This window comes from Myxosarcina sp. GI1, assembly GCF_000756305.1.
GTDB lineage: Bacteria > Cyanobacteriota > Cyanobacteriia > Cyanobacteriales > Xenococcaceae > Myxosarcina.
The window spans coordinates 84767-101103 of the sequence record NZ_JRFE01000016.1 but is presented as its reverse complement, the minus strand read 5'-3'; the positions used below and the strand labels follow the sequence as shown (position 1 = coordinate 101103).

Genomic DNA, 16337 nt, shown 5'->3' with positions numbered 1-16337 from the left:
ACTTCAGACTTAAAGAAGACTTCAGACTTTATAATTCGGCTAACAGCTAATAGCTGTGTTTTAATAATTCTTGCAGTCTGGCGATCGCTCTAGCATTTTCTGCTTTAGTACCAATAGTAATTCTTAGTCCACCGCCAGTATAGCGAATTGATGTTCCTCTGAGTTTGAGTTCGTCAATTAGCTGAGTATATTTTTGGCTGTCATGGTTAGGATCGCAATCTTTAAGTTTTACATAAAGAAAATTAGCTTGACTCTGCCAAACTTTTAATTGGGGGATAGCAGCTAAAATATTCCACATTTTTATTTTTTCCTGTAGCGTCTCGCTAACGAGAGGCAAAATCAAGCTGCGCTGCTGGAGAGCTATTTTGGCAGCAATTTGAGCAAATCCAGGTAGATTGTACGGTAAACGAACTTTCTCTAAAACCGCAATTAAATCGGGATGGGCAATGGCATATCCTACGCGATGGGCAGCGAGTCGAAAAGCTTTAGAAAAAGTACGCAGGATGACCCAGTTAGGATGCTCTGCTAGCTCGTTAACGACCGATGTTTGGCTAAATTCAAAGTAAGCCTCATCAATAACTACTAAAATATTTGAAGGCAAATTACGTAACCAGTCTAATTCTGAGTGACTTAAGATATTACCCGTCGGCGAATTAGGATGTACGACAAACACCACTTTAATTGGTGGATTCCGAACTGTAGCGATCGCTTGTCGGGCTGTATCTAATTCGGTTGTCCAGTCGGTTTCTCTTCTCGGTACGGTTACGCTAGAAATACCCAGAGTTTTAGCTAAAATGCCATACATTGAAAAAGTAGGATTAGCCGTAAGAATTGCTCCTTCACCATTCAAACAGGTGGCAATAAGTAAAGATCTAATTAGTTCATCCGAACCGTTGCCTACAGAAATATTAGCGGCAGCAATCGCATTATCCAAATTAGCAGAATCGTTAACGTATTGGGCGATCGCTTCTCGGAGTTGCCAGTGACCGCCATCGGGATAGCGGTTGGTGGCTATTTCTTGTTGATAAATCCAGGCTAACTTGGCTTTAAGTTCTTCGGGCAAATCATAGGGACTTTCATTAGCATCAAGACGGTCTAGAGAACTAAGATCTTTACCTCCAGGATTGGGAGTATAAGCTGCAAGTTCGCTTAAATCGGAACGAATAAAAGCAGGGCAATCGCTCATTAGTATCTATTTGATGGGACGAACATTAAAATTATAGGAATAAAATTATTATTCCAAAATTTGGCAAATAGTAGAGTTATTATCAATGAGCATTTAACATTTAACATTAAGCATTTATCAATGAGCAATCATCAAACATCAACGGATCGGTAAATATTGTTCACTGTTCATTGTTCCCTGTTCATTGTTCATTGCTCATTGCTCACTGTTCATTGTTCATTGTCATGACTACTACTGCTAAAGCCAGGGTTTCTCGTACTCGTATTCGTTTCAATCCCTCAGTAATTTTAACGATTATTGGATTAATTATTACTATCTCTTTTATCGCCATTGCCTTATTAGCACCTGCTTTCCAAGAAATAGGCTGGTTACAAGATCCTACCGAAGCTTTGAGCAATCCCGTTCACGAACCGCCAGGAGCAGATTATTGGTTTGGTACCTCTCGCCAGGGATACGATGTTTTTTCAAGAACTTTGTTTGGCACCCAAGCGGCTTTAAAAGTAGTGATTTTAGCAACTACAATTAGCTCGGTTATTGGAGTTCCTTTAGGCTTAGTTAGCGGTTATCTGGGAGGAAAAATTGATAAAGTGTTAATTTTTTTCATGGATACCGTGTATACGCTCCCAGGACTACTGCTATCGGTTACTTTAGCTTTTGTCGTGGGTAAAGGCGTAGTTAATGCTGCGATCGCTCTTAGTATCGCCTACATACCACAGTATTATCGTCTGGTTCGCAATCACACTACTAGCGTCAAAACCGAATTATTTATCGAAGCGGCTAGAGCAATGGGTGCGCCTACTTCGAGAATTTTGTCTCGCTACTTATTTCTAAATGTAATCCAAAGCGTTCCCGTACTGTTTACCCTCAATGCTGCCGATGCTATTTTGATTTTGGGAGGATTGGGTTTTTTAGGTCTGGGACTACCCCCAGAAACGCCAGAATGGGGACACGATTTGCGCCTGGCATTGGATGCACTGCCTATAGGAATTTGGTGGTCGGCAACTTTTCCAGGTCTGGCAATGACTTTGATGGTAACTGGTTTATCTTTAGTAGGTGAAGGTGCGGGTGAATTTTTTAACCGCAAATCTCGTTAGGGTTAAAAAAATTATTACAATTTAGAGAACACCTAAGCAAACGATTAGGGATATGGATACCAATCTCATCGGCAGAAGTATTCAGGGTCGGTATCGTATTACTCGGCAACTAGGTAGAGGTGGAGCGGGAATTACTTTTCTAGCTGAAGATTTGCAGTGCTTTAGTATGCCTTGTGTAGTCAAGCAGTTAAAGCCCAGATCGAATCATCCCAAAACTCTGAGCGTTGCCAGACGTTTGTTCGCCCGCGAAGCTGAAATTCTCAACACTCTAGGTCATTGCGATCGCATTCCCCGTTTACTGGCATATTTTGAATCTGAAGGCGATTTTTTTTTGGTACAGGAATTAATCGAAGGAGAAGATTTAAGTCGAGAAATTATTGCCGACTGTCCCTGGTCGGAGGTGCAAACCATTGCCTTATTGACCGATATTCTCGAAGTTCTATCAGTAATTCAACAACATGGTGTCATTCATCGCGACCTTAAACCGTCTAATCTAATGAGACGTACTAGGGATGGCAAAATTGTCGCCATTGATTTTGGTTCTGTAAAGCAAGTAAGCTCTCAAATTATCGATAGCTCTGGTCAAATAAAGCATACCATTGCAGTAGGAACCAGGTCTTATATGCCTACAGAGCAACTGATGGGTCATCCTGGATTTTATAGTGATATTTATGCTGTAGGTGTCATTGCCATTCAAGCTCTAACGGGAGTACCACCGCGTCAGCTACCAGTAGATAATGATGGCGAATTAATTTGGCGCGATTGCCTCAGAAACAATGACCGCTATAACCCTCTATTTTTAAAGCTTCTCGATAAAATGGTATGTCATCAGTTTCAAGAACGCTATACCTGGGCTGAAAACGTACTGCTAGAGCTTGAAAAGTTATCGAATAAAAAAAATAGCGAGCGTACCACACTGGCTATTAATACTGCCAAACAGCAACCCCAACTAATAGACCGTACTAAAATAATTCCTGCAGTTGCAGGTAAAATATCTAAACCACCACAGAAAACCAAACCCAAATCCAAATTAACTTTAATATTTTCTTTCTTCGCTGCGATCGCTGCTGCGCTAATTATCTGGGGATTTTGGCGGTACCAAGATTCGAGAACTATCCCTCTGATACCATATAGCGATCGAGAACAGGGTTTTGCGATTGTTTATCCTCAAACTTGGACGCAGCAAAACAGAGACGATTTTGTTGCTGTGGGAGTCATTTTTGTTTCTACGCCAGAAACCGAAACTGATAATTTTCAAGAAACAGTCAGCGTTTTAATTGAAAATTTATCTACTGATATGTCTTTAGATGAGTACACCGATAAATCGATCTTGGAAATTCAAACATTATCCGATCCAGCAGTAACCTTTCCCAAGCCAGTTACTTTGGGTCAAAACGAAGCTAAAACGGTAATCTATCAAGGCGAAGAAAATGGCGTTCGAGTCAAAAGAATGCAAACTTGGACTGTAGAACAAGACCGAGCCTATATTGTTACCTATACTGCTGCTCCTGAAAAGTATAATTTTTATCTGCCTGTAGTAAATAAAATGCTCGACTCTTTTAAGCTTGTCAATCGTCCGACAAATAAGTAGCAAGTAGTAATTAACTTTCTGTTCGGCGATCGCTTTTCAAACAATTAAAATAAGCAGTAATAGAAATAGAAAGTAAGTGAAGCTTGTTTCTATAAAAATTGAAGATTTTAAAGATTTCATTTCTTACCTCAGCACCTACAAATTAATTGGCGTTCTAATTGGTAATAGGTTGGCAATCAGCAATTTATGCAACGTGTTTTACTGTCTACCTGACATAATCTATGTCAATCTAAGTATTTTTTGTGTAAAAAAGAAATATAGTATTACGAGCTTGGATTAGGATATTCATTACTTAATCAATTAGCAATTAGCAACTAAACTCTTATTGTTTATTGTTCATCGCTCTAATTAACTCGTCCCAACCAATAAATATACTGAGATATTTTGCCTTCAAACGGCATAGTTTAATGCTTTACCTGCTAAACCATCATAGAGAGCCAGCATGCGATCGTGCCAAGCATCAATAGGATCTTCTTTTGCTAATTTTATACGATCGCTTCGTTTGCCTGTCGCTCTCGTAACCACTGGGTAGCGGCAGTAGCAGATAGAGGTTTGGAAAATAGATAGCCCTGGGCATAGTTACAGCCAATTTCCTTGAGTAAACTTAGCTGTTGTTCTTCTTCTACCCCTTCGGCTATAGTAGTTAGCTGCAACTGTTGCGCTAGTTTGGCAATAGTTTCAATAATACGGTAGGCGCGATCTCGATCGACCATTAATCGCACAAAAGATTTATCTATCTTAAGATTAGAAATTGAAAACCGATGCAAATAACTCAAAGAGGAATAGCCCGTTCCAAAGTCGTCAATACTAACAGAGATATTTCGCTGACGAAGCCGATCGAGAATAAATAAGACTTCTTCGGCATCTTCAATTAAAATGCTTTCAGTAATTTCTAAAGTTAAACAGCGTCCGTTCAGGTTGGTATCGGTTAAGATGCGATCGATATCCTGCAAAAAGTGTGGATCTTTTAATTGAACGACAGAAATATTAACGTTGATTGAGAAACACTGTGGCGAGGGAAACTGTTCTTGCCATGTTTTTAGCTGGCGACATGCCTCTGCCAAAATCCATTTGCCCAAGGGAATAATTATTCCAGTTTCTTCGGCAACTCGAACAAACTTGGCAGGAACTCTAATATTTTTTTGTCGATCGCGCCAGCGTACCAAAGCTTCAAACCCTACTATTTTCTTGGTTTCAAGGGAAAATATAGGTTGATAGTAAAGCAAAAATTCTCTTTTTTCTAAAGCCTTACGCAACTCATTTTCTAAATCTAAACGTTTGCATACCTCTAGGTGCATAGACTTGTCAAACACTATATACTTATCTTGGGCTCCCGATTTTGCCCGATACATGGCAATATCTGCATCGCGGATTATTTCTGAAGCGTTTTGATAATTGGAGTCAATCCCTACAATGCCAACACTAGCACTGACAAAAATTTTCTGAGAGAAGATATAAAAAGGCTGTTCTATTTCTCTAATAATACGTTTGGCGATATGAATCGATTCATTTAAGTCATTAATTTCTCGCAATAAGACTACAAACTCGTCTCCACCGAGCCTAGCTACTAGATCTATCGCTCGAACAGCTTTGATTAAGCGGTCGGCTACTTCAATTAATAATTTGTCTCCAGCAAGATGTCCCAAACTATCGTTGACGATCTTGAACCGATTCAAATCGATAAACAGTACTGCCGAGCGAGAACAGTTAAATTTCTGAGATTGAGCAATTGCGATATTAATTTGTTCTGCAAACAGACTACGATTTGCTAAGCCTGTAAGTGCGTCATGAAATGCTTTATGCTCTAGGTGACGAGATTCTTCAAGGGCATTAGTGTACTTAATTACTTTCTCAGATAGCAGGCGAGCTTCTAAAAGTGCCACAACTTGACCTGCTATAATTTTTAAAACTTCGACTTGTTCGGTCGAAATTTCTCTAGGTACATAATCAATAACGCACAACACTCCTAAAGTATATCCACCAGATGAAATTAGCGGTACTGCTGCATAAAAGCGAATTTTTGGCTCGTTTGTAACCAGTGGACTATCTTTTACCAGAAAATCTTTGGTAGCATCAGATACGATAAAGGGTTCTTTATGACAAATTGCATAGCTACAAAATGCTCGCTCTCTCGGTAGCTCGGCAATATCTAGTCCGTACCGCGATTTAAACCACAGTCGATGTTTGTCTACCAGGCTAATCAAACTAACTGGCGATTGACAGATATGGGCGGCAAGATAGGTTAAATTGTCAAAATTCTCTTCACTTGGAGTATCCAGTATGGCATAGCGATACAACTCTGCTAAACGCTCTTCTTCATTTTCAGGCAAAGAGGCGGTAGACATAATAAATTGAGATAAAAAATTTATCTCTTATATATTCGCTCAATAAAAGCGTTTAGCGCAAATAATTAATTATTATTATTGTTTTGCTGTTTTAAATAAGCAAATACTGACTTATCGCCAATATCGGGATCTATTTCTTGAGTTAGTTTGCGTACGGCGAAAATAGTAAATCCAATCGTCCAAACTGCTAGTAGCACCTGTTCTATATCTACCGATAACCAGCCTGTTAAATGACCTAAAAGTAACAATGGTACCAGGGGAGTTAAAACTTTGGTTTCAAGGCGATTAAAACAAAAAGCTTCTTTGAAATAAATGCCAGTCAAAGCGGCAAAGATAAACCCTACTCCTAATAAAGTTAAGGGGTGTTCGTATACATACAGTGCCAGGGGTTCGCTAGATTGCCAGGCTATAGCGATCGCCGAAACCGTTCCTACTACCCAGAAAGCTTGTAATAGCCTGTGTAATGGGGCTAGATAGATATGAATGGTTAATAGACTTACCCCCAAACCGATAGCAAAAGCAGCAAATAGAGGAGTTATCCAAGGTAATACGATTTCGCCTTTAGCAAAAAAAAGATTAGTCGCGATCGCAAAACTAGCGGCAGCAAGTGCCAATCCCAAACGATAGACAATTACCTCCAGGCGATCGTTTTTGGCAATTGTATATTTGCCAAATTGACCTTCATAAGTTGTTGGTTCTTTGTCGAGTATAGCTATCATCGATTTTATTATTGGATATTTTTAAATATTGTATTTTTATATTTTACAAAAGAGGAGAAAAGGTCAGCAGATAAATCTTTACCCCTTAATTTAATACTAATTGCTGTAGACTAAATTACTTCCTACTCGCTACTCGCTACTTTATACTCTCCTCTCACCGCGCAGAAAATTGACGATCGCTCAGCCAGTCACGAATTTCTCTAGCCAACCAAATTAACTCGGCTTCACTCAGGCTTTGTCCGAATAAATATCGATTGAATCGATTAGAAAAAGCCGAAGTTTTGGTATTAATTACTAAGGAACTAGTTATCATTTCGGTACTATTGCGAGTGTTAGCAACATAGTTAACCGAAACATCTTGGATGCGATTGGTTGCGTCTCGCTGACTCTGTTTCGACCAGAAAAACCGCGTTTCAATCTCAAACTTTTTAGCGTCAATAGATAACTGAGTTGTAGAAAAAAAATATTTTAGCATCGTGTAGCCGATAGCGATGCCAATTGGCATTAGCACCAGGGTAAAACCAGCTATACCAAAAACTACAAACGGCAGCATTCTTAATAAAACTATTGCAGGTATCGAACCGCAGCAAATAATCAGTAAAGCCAGTCGTATCCAGGTTGCTAAAGTTTTGTCTCTAATTAAAAACTCGCCTCGCATCGGTACAGTAATGGTTAAAAGTTCGGGGGAACGATCGAGCTTGACTTCAGTATCGAAAGGTTTGAGCAGCTTCCGCTGAAAATTTATAGTTGCACTTTGAAGCTCGCCATCTTGAGAATCTAAACTTTTGAGAGCCTGTTTGGCAGCAGAAAATCTTTTTTCGAGTGCAGGTGCTGTCATTTTCTCTAACCAATTAGCCAGCTTGTTGCTGACACTGGTTCGTTCTCTAAACTGAATTTTTAAATCTCGTTGGGGTAATTCCGCAGGAGGAATTCGAGTTAACAAATGAATTAAAGTCGCACCCAAAGCATATAAGTCTGAAGCAGGAATGGTTCTACCGCCAAACTGTTCGAGCGGAGCGTAACCATAGGTACCAACTATAGTAAAAGTAGCTCCTTCAGTTGCGGCACGGTCTTGTACCGCACCAAAATCTACTAAATATACTCGACAATTTTCATCCAAAATTAAATTGCCTGGTTTGATATCTCGATGCAGTAATGGAGGGTTGAGTGAATGAAGATAAATTAAAATTTGTAATACTCCTCTGGCAATACTGTTAATTTCTGATTCGCTAAAACGTTTGCCCTCAGACAATAATTGCTTGAGAGAAGAACCAGGTAAATATTGCTGTACTAAAGCAAACCAAAGAATGCGGTCGTCGATGGAAAAATAATCTTTATATTGAGGAATTTGAGGATGGTTTAGCTGCTTGAGCGTCTGTGCTTCGCGCTCGAACAATCTTAAGTCTTCCCACTGTACATCGCCGCCAAACGCCAAAAATTTGATGACTACTCGTTCTTTGGATGTGGTATTTAAATCTCTTGCCAACCAGGTTTGTCTACCTGCATTACGACCCAATTTATGTTCGAGAATATAGCGATCGCCGACAATGTTGCCTACTTCTAACATCATGTGTGTTGGTGGTGGGGCAGATTTATTTTTTTTATCTAACACATTTTTTAGATAAGTTGTCTGTCAAATAAACGAGCCTTGGTTAACTTTTCTAAAGTTCTGGGTACTCGAACACAAACAGTAATTTTACCGATCGCAGTCTAATATTAACCGAAACGCAATCGCTTTTTTAAAGATTTAGTTACCGTAAAGTTTGCATATAGTAACTGATAACTAATAGCCGATCGCCCCTTTCATAAGCGATACTTGGTCTAATGCAAGTTAAGTTAGATTATGGTTTTAGTCGTTCAAAAATATGGCGGTACGTCTGTAGGCTCGGTAGAGCGCATCAAAGCAGTCGCTCGTAGAATCCAAACAACCGTACAACAGGGAAATCGAGTTGTAGTAGTAGTATCGGCAATGGGTAAAAGCACCGATACTTTAGTTCGGTTAGCTGATGAAATTTCCAGTAATCCCTCTCGTCGGGAAATGGATATGCTGCTATCTACAGGAGAACAGGTTTCCATTGCCCTATTGAGCATGGCTTTACAAGAGTTAAACCAGCCAGCAATTTCACTTACGGGAGCGCAGGTAGGGATTGTCACTGAGGCAGAACACAGTCGCGCCAGAATTTTGCAAATTTGCGATAAAAGAATTACCAGACATCTCGATAAAGGAGAAGTTGTTGTAGTTGCAGGGTTTCAGGGAATTAGCAACACAGAAGACTTTGAAATTACAACTCTGGGCAGGGGTGGCTCTGACACTTCGGCAGTGGCTCTGGCGGCGGCTCTCAAAGCTAACCGTTGCGAAATTTATACCGACGTACCTGGAATTCTCACTACCGATCCCCGCCTCGTGCCTTCGGCTCGCTTGATGGAAGAAATTACCGCCGATGAAATGCTGGAATTAGCCAGTTTAGGAGCTAAAGTGCTGCATCCCCGCGCTGTAGAAATCGCTCGTAACTTTGGCATCCCGCTGGTAGTCTTGTCAAGTTGGAGCGATGCACCAGGAACTAAAGTTGTATCTCCCTTGCCGCAACCGCGTTCTTTACAGGGACTAGAGCTAGCCAAGGCGGTAGATGGAGTGGCAGTAGATACAGATCGAGCCAAAGTCGCCCTATTAAGAGTACCAGACCGCCCTGGAGTTGCCGCTCGTTTGTTTGGCGAAATTTCTCGTCAAGAAATAGATGTCGATCTAATTATTCAATCGATTCATGAAGGTAATTCTAATGATATTGCTTTTACCGTATTCGATCGCTTACTTGCTAAAGCCGAAGCCGTAACCGAAGCGATCGCTCCTGCCTTACGCAATTATCCCAACTCTACAGATGAAGCAGAAGCTATTGTCGAACGCGATATCGCTCAGGTTGCTATTTCTGGTGCGGGAATGATCGGTCGTCCTGGAATTGCCGCTATGATGTTCCAAACTCTTGCCGATGCAGGAATTAATATTCAGATGATTTCTACTTCGGAAGTTAAAGTAAGCTGCGTTATTAATAAAGCAGAATGCGATCGCGCTTTGGCAGTTCTCGCCCAGGCATTTGATGTCGAACTCAATGCCCAACCAGCCACAACCAGATACGAATCTTCAATCGCTCGTCCGCCAGTTCGAGGGGTGGCATTAGATAGCCAACAGGCACAAATTGCGATTCGCCACGTCCCAGACCGTCCTGGTATGGCAGCACGAATTTTTGGTTTGCTAGCTGAGAAAAAAATTAGCGTCGATTCGATCATTCAATCTCAACGCTGTCGCATTGTTAACGATATTGCTACCCGCGATATTGCTTTTACGGTAGTTCGCTCGGATGCAGACCGCGTCTGTGAATTGATTTGCGAATTAAACTGCGGTGAAGTTTCGGCAGACAAAGCGATCGCCAAAGTTAGCATAGTCGGTGCGGGAATGATAGCTCAACCAGGGGTAGCAGCCAAGTTTTTTGCAGCATTGGCTACAGAAAATATCAACATTAGAATGATTACCACCTCGGAAATTAAAATTAGCTGCGTAGTTGACGAACACAATGGAGTAAAAGCCTTAAAAGCCGTTCACGAAACTTTTGAATTGTCTGGAGAACAGCGCGTTCGAGTTTCTGCTTGATATAAAGCTATAAGCTTTTACTTAATGCCTTATTTAATTCATAGAAACCACTCAACTACAAATCAGGCTTGAGTGGAGTTACTTTCTGTTGACTGAGAAGTTTTGCTGCTGCAATTGCAGTTTACTTCTTTGCTGTAGCCAATACCGCGATAGGTAAACATAGCTAAAGATTTGGAAAATACTCGCAGGTAAGGCGAAAGCTCGGAAGCTTTGCCACGATATTTGCCAGTGACTTCTGAAGTAGATAAATTGAGATTTGGTAGAGTCTGAGTTTGGTATTTTGCACCGCGATAAGTTAACTGCATAGTTCTGCTCCTGTTTATTGCTAGTAAGTAATGCAATCGCTGCCAGAATTATTTGGTTTGCTATTACTTATTAGGTGCGAGATAGTTTACTAATGCAGTTTTAGGCAAAGTTAACTATTATTTTTTCGTTCTTCTAGTTTCAAACGAATCTCGGCGTGTTTTTCCTTGGTAATGGGATAGAAATAAGCCAGAATCAACCCGAGAATTAGAGCGATCGTTGGTAGTGGCGCGACGGCAATCCGAATGGCTAGCAAAGCACTGTCTGGCTGAATGGGAATCTCTCCCCCTGGAGGTCTTTCGACAAATCCCGACCACTCTAAAGCCAAGCCTACTAAAAATAGAGCTAGTGCCAAACCAAATTTTTGCAGCAGCACCATAAAACTATAGAAAATTCCTTCTCGTCTCTGTCCTGTATTTAGTTCGTCCAGTTCGATGACATCGGGAATCATCGACCAGGGAACCAAATAGGCTACCGATACGCCACAGCCTGCCATAATTGCCAGAATATAAAGCAAGGTAGTTTGTCCTGGCTGAATGAGAAATAGTCCTCCCTGAGCGATAATCCAAATCAGCGAACCGAGAAAATAAATTACTTTTTTATCTAGCTTTTCACCGACCCATTTCCAGAAGAACAACATTACTAATGCCGTTCCCTGAACTGCGATCGCCACTAAGGGAAAAGCCGCCTCATCCATGCCCATCCAGCTAACTACAAAATAAATTAAAATTGAAGCCGTAAGCTGAACCGCCAGCCAAGAGCATAAATAAATGCCAATGATGTAGAGAAAAGGTTTATTGGTAAAAGCAATTTTTAACTGTTCTTTTAATGGGGTGGTGGGAACGGTATTGGCTTTGTTTCTGGCTTCAACTGCCAAACTATCGCTCAGGTGAGTTTCGACTTTGGCATAAGTTAAAGTCAATCCAAAGGCGGTAAGCTGAATACCGATAAAAATCCCCAAGACACCGTATAAAACTATCGCTGCCGAACCTAAAGTTAAATTGTAAATACCGTAGGCGATTGCTGCAATTCCCAAGGCAGTCAACCCCAAGCCGAGAATTTTTCTACCCTGTCGTCCCAAGATTGGTGAAGCGCCTCGTTCTTGAATTGACAGCGTACACCACAAAAGAGCCACCATCGAGATTAGCGTACTAACCCCACCCAATACTAAATATTGCTGCTTGGGATTATCGTATGCTCGAAAGACAAAAATCGCCAGCATCAAAGATAAAATACTGCCGCCAATGGAGAAAGCAAAGCGATAACTATTGAGGGTGGTTCGTTCGTTATAGTCTTGGGTTAGTTCTGGAGTTAGAGCCGTGTAGGGCAAATTTACTACCGTGTATGCCAGATTAAAGAAAATGGCGATCGCAATGTAATAGGCAAATTGACCCCAGTTATTGACCGTTACATCGTCGCTAAACTCAGGTACGATCCACTGCAAGAAAAAGAAAATTCCAAAGGGAATCGTGCCAAATAGCATCCAGGGAATCCGTCTACCCCATTTACTACGGGTGCGATCGCTCAAAATTCCCGCGATGGGGTCATTAATTGCATCGCCAATTTTGCTAATTGCTAAAATACTGCCAGCCAAACCTGCGGGTAATCCGGCAACATTAGTAAAAAAATAAAGCAAATAAAATACTAGTATATTCGCCGTAATCGCAGGTCCCATGTCTCCAGAACCATAAGCCAGCTTAGTGGTAAAATTTAGCTTTTCTCGATCCATTGGCTTCCCGTTAATATGTGATTATTGTCTAGATTCACTACAGTTATGACAGATTTATACGTCTCTTGGTCGGATTATCACCAAAAAATTGAAACTTTAGCGGTTAAAATTCACCAGTCTGGCTGGCAGTTCGATCGCATTGTTTGTATTGCCAAAGGCGGTTTGCGTGTCGGGGATATTTTTTGTCGTTTGTTCGGACAACCTCTAGCTATTGTCACTGCTGCTTCTTATGGTGGAAAAGATAATCGTCAGCAGGGTGAAATAGCTTTTTCCCAACATCTATCGATGATTGAAGCCGAACTCGGCAAAAAAGTTTTATTAGTAGACGATTTAGTAGATTCTGGAGTTAGTTTAATCGAATCGTTAAATTGGCTTAAAGCAAGATATGGTGAAGAGATAGAAGAAGTTCGCACCGCGGTAATCTGGTATAAGAGTACTTCTAAGATTGCTCCAGATTACTATGTCGATTATCTTCCCGATAGTCCCTGGATACACCAGCCTTTTGAACGCTACGAACAACTGTCTGTTGCCCAATTGGCCCAAAATTGCCCTGATTACACTTCGGCAGATGTATAGTTACATAAAATAGTTTTTGTGCTTAGACTCTATGAAATAATTTAGGCTCTAGGTTTTAAGCATTTTCTGTAACTGCTATTTTTTTAGTACCTTTTTTAAATAAATACGATCTTTGCTGTTTATAAGATTACAGTTAGGCGATCGAAGCAAATACTTTTAAAAAATTATCGAATACGCTCTATAAAGTATATGAATAATTCGTCTGATTACGTGTATTTACTGTAGACATTCAGGCTAAAAGAATATTATTTTATATCTTAGATTGTAGATTGCTTCGGTAATTCTAAGGTGTAGGAGTGATTTTACTGGTAGTAATAAATACCGAATTAAAGCCAAAAAATAAGGGATATTGTCAGCCAAACAATATCCCTAGAACCAACCATATAGAACTGTTAAGCAATATCTATATTATAGAGTCGTAAATTGAGGAGTGCTTTAGTAAAGACCTACTACACTTCCTTACCTATATTTTATAACGGGGATCGCTCATTTAGGAGCTTTAAACTTCTGACTTTCTGACTTTGCTCTAACAAAAGCTTTTCTTTACTGGTTTATGCTTTTGTAAATTTTTTTTAAGCAACATTACAATTAGGGAACACTGGTCAAACAAGTTTAACTAATGCTACAAAAATATTGTAACTACGAGCAACCACAGACTTTAAAACAAGCTCAATTGAGTTGCAACCTTTAAATTATTCCAAGGAAGAGTAAGAAGGGAAGAATTTTGCTGTTGTAATAAAGAATAAAAATATCGTGCCGTATCTGTCGAACGCTCTTCTTGAGGACAGTGTACGAAGAAATAAACGGTTTTGCCCTGACGCAGCCAGCGATCTATGATTTGAGTCCATTCTTCTAAATAAGATTGGTTGTATTTTGCCTGGGGATGGCTAATAAAACGTACTAAACTACAGTTATTTGTGACAATGGGTTGCACTGGAACCTTGGGCTTGCGGCGAGTAGAATTAGCCTGGGGATCTTTTGGTGAACTGTAAATTGGGCGAGTATCTAACAGCACTCTAGCAACATTCATTGCTGTCAACATTTGGTTGAGGCGATCGCAATATGGTTGCTTAAACCAGTCTAAATGACGAACTTCCACTGCTAGAGAAACTTTGTTATCAATAGCTTGCAAAAATGCTGTTAAATCGTCAAAATATTGGGGACTATAGCTTGGTGGTAATTGAATAAATACCGTTCCTAGGCGATCGCCCAAACCAGATATTCTATCGATAAAGTTAAAAGCTTCTGGTATGGCAGCTTGCAGCAAACCGCTATGGGTAATTTGGCGGGGAAATTTGGGACAGAATTTGAATTCTGGTGAAGTTTGACTTGCCCACTTCGCTACAGTAGCAGCAGAGGGAACTGCATAAAAGGTAGTATTACCTTCAACAGCAGTAAAGCGTTGGCTGTAAAGCTGTAAAAAATCTCGCTCGCGGCTTTGGGGAGGATAAAAGTTACCTACCCAGGGTTTATAAGACCAAACCGCGCAGCCCAGATAAAAATTCACAAGCAGAGAAACAATGTCAGAGTTGAGTAATGGTAAAGTATATCTCGTCGGGGCAGGAACGGGAAATATTGCCTATCTTACTTTAAGAGGCAAAGAATTACTAGCCGAGGCTGAGATTTTAATTTACGATGCTTTGGTAGATTCTCAGCTATTAGCTTTAGTACCTGCTGACTGTTTACAAATCGCAGCAGGTAAGCGAGGCGGACAAACCAGCACTCCTCAAGATAGAATCAATCAATTATTAGTAGCATACTGTTTGCAAGGCAAGCAGGTAGTCAGACTAAAAAGCGGCGATCCCTTTATTTTTGGTCGAGCAAACGAAGAAATAGAGGCACTACAGACAGCAAATTGTGACTACGAACTCGTACCAGGGATCTCGTCGGCTTTAGCCGCACCCTTACTTGCAGGTATTCCTCTAACCGATAAGTATTTAAGCAGTTGTTTTGCGGTATTGAGCGGACACCAACCAGAACAGCTTGACTGGCAGGCTTTAGCGCGTATAGATACCTTGGCTATTTTAATGGGAGGACGTACTTTATCCGTAATTGTTGGAGAGTTAATAGCCAACGGGAGATCGCCTCAAGAACCAGTGGCAATTGTGTGTCATTGCAGCCAAAGACAGCAACAAGTTTTTTGGGGAACGTTAACCGATATAGTAAGTAAAACAGAGCAGATTTCTCTCTCTCCAGCAGTCATTATTATCGGACAAGTCGTGTCATTAAGCAGTCAGTATAGCGATCGCCAGCTTCCTCTCAAAGATAAAACTATCTTGGTAACTCGCGCTAGCGAACAGGCGAGTAATTTTACTGCCTTACTCGAACGACAAGGAGCAAAGGTTATCGAAATGCCAGCTTTAGTTATTACTCCTCCTTCAAGCTGGCAAGAATTAGACAAAGCGATCGCTACTATTGAGCTTTTTGACTGGTTGATTCTCACTTCGGCTAACGGCGTTAATTATTTTTGCGATCGCCTACTAAGTTTGGGCAAAGATTATCGAGTTTTAGGTAAGCTAAAAATTGCGGTAGTAGGTAAAAAAACCGCAGATGTTCTCTATAAAAGAAACTTGCAGCCAGACTTTATTCCTCCAGATTTTGTTGCTGACTCGCTGGTAGTTAACTTTCCCGAAGCTTTAAACGGCAAAAATGTTTTATTTCCCCGCGTTGAAACTGGTGGTAGAGAAGTATTAGTGAGAGAATTAACTAGCCAAGGTGGAGTAGTAACCGAAGTCGCTGTATATCAATCTCAATGTCCCGATCGCCTCGAACCTTCAGTTTGGCAAGCTTTGCAGCAAAAACAAATCGATATTGTCACCTTTGCCAGTTCCAAAACCGTTAAAAACTTTTATCATTTAATCGAACGAGAGTTACCAGCAGATACCAAACCAGAATCCATTTTAGAAACCGTTTCTATAGCTTCGATCGGTCCTCAAACCTCTAAAACTTGCGTAGAATTATTAGGCAGAGTAAATATTGAAGCTGTCGAATATACTTTGGAAGGATTGACCGAGGCGATACAAGAAGCTTCAAAATAGCGCATTGCATCATGATGGGATAGTTGAGATTAGCAGGGTGCAGGGTGCAGGGGAGATACTTTCAAAATCTCATCCCGTAGTTATGCAACGCCCAAAACAGATTAATTTTGTTA

13 protein-coding genes are annotated in these 16337 nt (G+C 40.6%); 5 read left to right on the top strand and 8 right to left on the bottom strand.

Features of this window, described 5'->3' with window-relative positions; translation table 11 throughout:
* Positions 1-46 precede the first annotated feature (46 nt).
* Positions 47-1186 (bottom strand): histidinol-phosphate transaminase, encoded by a 1140-nt coding sequence (locus tag KV40_RS12070; RefSeq protein WP_036481531.1) that lies wholly within the window; start codon positions 1184-1186, stop codon positions 47-49.
* Between the two features lie 224 nt (positions 1187-1410).
* On the opposite strand from KV40_RS12070, the gene KV40_RS12065 reads away from it, so the two are divergent.
* Together KV40_RS12065 and KV40_RS12060 are read left to right on the top strand one after the other, a co-directional pair.
* A complete protein-coding gene (locus KV40_RS12065) occupies positions 1411-2280 on the top strand; it encodes an ABC transporter permease (protein ID WP_036481529.1) in 870 nt (289 codons plus the stop codon).
* A gap of 52 nt (positions 2281-2332) precedes the next feature.
* Positions 2333-3871 carry a serine/threonine-protein kinase gene (locus KV40_RS12060; protein WP_036481527.1) on the top strand — a complete coding sequence of 513 codons (1539 nt, stop codon included), beginning with the start codon at positions 2333-2335 and terminating at the stop codon, positions 3869-3871.
* Positions 3872-4261: 390 nt separating this feature from the next.
* Here KV40_RS12060 and KV40_RS36960 read toward each other — a convergent pair whose 3' ends face one another.
* The 4 genes from KV40_RS36960 to KV40_RS12045 form a co-directional block, all read right to left on the bottom strand.
* Positions 4262-4396: a hypothetical protein gene (locus KV40_RS36960; protein ID WP_256381121.1), complete on the bottom strand. Its 135-nt coding sequence runs from the start codon at positions 4394-4396 to the stop codon at positions 4262-4264.
* The gene (locus tag KV40_RS12055) at positions 4357-6216 is read right to left on the bottom strand and encodes an EAL domain-containing protein (RefSeq protein ID WP_052055581.1); all 1860 of its coding nucleotides are present in this window, start codon (positions 6214-6216) and stop codon (positions 4357-4359) included. The genes KV40_RS36960 and KV40_RS12055 overlap by 40 nt, the downstream gene beginning before the upstream one ends.
* Before the next feature lie 65 nt (positions 6217-6281).
* The gene (locus tag KV40_RS12050) at positions 6282-6935 is read right to left on the bottom strand and encodes a DUF2301 domain-containing membrane protein (protein ID WP_036481525.1); all 654 of its coding nucleotides are present in this window, start codon (positions 6933-6935) and stop codon (positions 6282-6284) included.
* A 154-nt stretch (positions 6936-7089) separates the two neighbouring features.
* A complete protein-coding gene (locus KV40_RS12045) occupies positions 7090-8547 on the bottom strand; it encodes a serine/threonine-protein kinase (RefSeq protein ID WP_253274238.1) in 1458 nt (485 codons plus the stop codon).
* 231 nt (positions 8548-8778) lie between these two features.
* Between KV40_RS12045 and KV40_RS12040 the strand changes: the two genes are divergently transcribed.
* Positions 8779-10578 (top strand): aspartate kinase, encoded by a 1800-nt coding sequence (locus tag KV40_RS12040; protein WP_036481521.1) that lies wholly within the window; start codon positions 8779-8781, stop codon positions 10576-10578.
* Positions 10579-10640: 62 nt separating this feature from the next.
* On the opposite strand, the gene KV40_RS12035 is transcribed toward KV40_RS12040, so the two are convergent.
* Positions 10641-10883: a DUF4278 domain-containing protein gene (locus tag KV40_RS12035; protein WP_036481520.1), complete on the bottom strand. Its 243-nt coding sequence runs from the start codon at positions 10881-10883 to the stop codon at positions 10641-10643.
* Positions 10884-10993: 110 nt separating this feature from the next.
* Positions 10994-12610, bottom strand: a complete 1617-nt coding sequence (locus tag KV40_RS12030; RefSeq protein ID WP_036481517.1) for an MFS transporter — start codon at positions 12608-12610, stop codon at positions 10994-10996.
* 45 nt (positions 12611-12655) lie between these two features.
* On the opposite strand from KV40_RS12030, the gene KV40_RS12025 reads away from it, so the two are divergent.
* Positions 12656-13186, top strand: a complete 531-nt coding sequence (locus KV40_RS12025) for a phosphoribosyltransferase (RefSeq protein ID WP_036481514.1) — start codon at positions 12656-12658, stop codon at positions 13184-13186.
* A gap of 658 nt (positions 13187-13844) precedes the next feature.
* On the opposite strand, the gene KV40_RS12020 is transcribed toward KV40_RS12025, so the two are convergent.
* Positions 13845-14693, bottom strand: a complete 849-nt coding sequence (locus KV40_RS12020) for a DUF72 domain-containing protein (RefSeq protein WP_036481510.1) — start codon at positions 14691-14693, stop codon at positions 13845-13847.
* 13 nt (positions 14694-14706) lie between these two features.
* On the opposite strand from KV40_RS12020, the gene cobA reads away from it, so the two are divergent.
* A complete protein-coding gene (gene cobA / locus KV40_RS12015; protein WP_036481508.1) occupies positions 14707-16224 on the top strand; it encodes a uroporphyrinogen-III C-methyltransferase in 1518 nt (505 codons plus the stop codon).
* Positions 16225-16337 lie beyond the last annotated feature (113 nt).

Coding starts and splice junctions, on each gene's coding strand:
- KV40_RS12070 (WP_036481531.1), bottom strand. CDS start 1,186: ATGAGCGATTGCCCTGCTTTTATTCGTTCCGATTTAAGCGAACTTGCA.
- KV40_RS12065 (WP_036481529.1), top strand. CDS start 1,411: ATGACTACTACTGCTAAAGCCAGGGTTTCTCGTACTCGTATTCGTTTC.
- KV40_RS12060 (WP_036481527.1), top strand. CDS start 2,333: ATGGATACCAATCTCATCGGCAGAAGTATTCAGGGTCGGTATCGTATT.
- KV40_RS12055 (WP_052055581.1), bottom strand. CDS start 6,216: ATGTCTACCGCCTCTTTGCCTGAAAATGAAGAAGAGCGTTTAGCAGAG.
- KV40_RS12050 (WP_036481525.1), bottom strand. CDS start 6,935: ATGATAGCTATACTCGACAAAGAACCAACAACTTATGAAGGTCAATTT.
- KV40_RS12040 (WP_036481521.1), top strand. CDS start 8,779: ATGGTTTTAGTCGTTCAAAAATATGGCGGTACGTCTGTAGGCTCGGTA.
- KV40_RS12035 (WP_036481520.1), bottom strand. CDS start 10,883: ATGCAGTTAACTTATCGCGGTGCAAAATACCAAACTCAGACTCTACCA.
- KV40_RS12030 (WP_036481517.1), bottom strand. CDS start 12,610: ATGGATCGAGAAAAGCTAAATTTTACCACTAAGCTGGCTTATGGTTCT.
- KV40_RS12025 (WP_036481514.1), top strand. CDS start 12,656: ATGACAGATTTATACGTCTCTTGGTCGGATTATCACCAAAAAATTGAA.
- cobA (WP_036481508.1), top strand. CDS start 14,707: ATGTCAGAGTTGAGTAATGGTAAAGTATATCTCGTCGGGGCAGGAACG.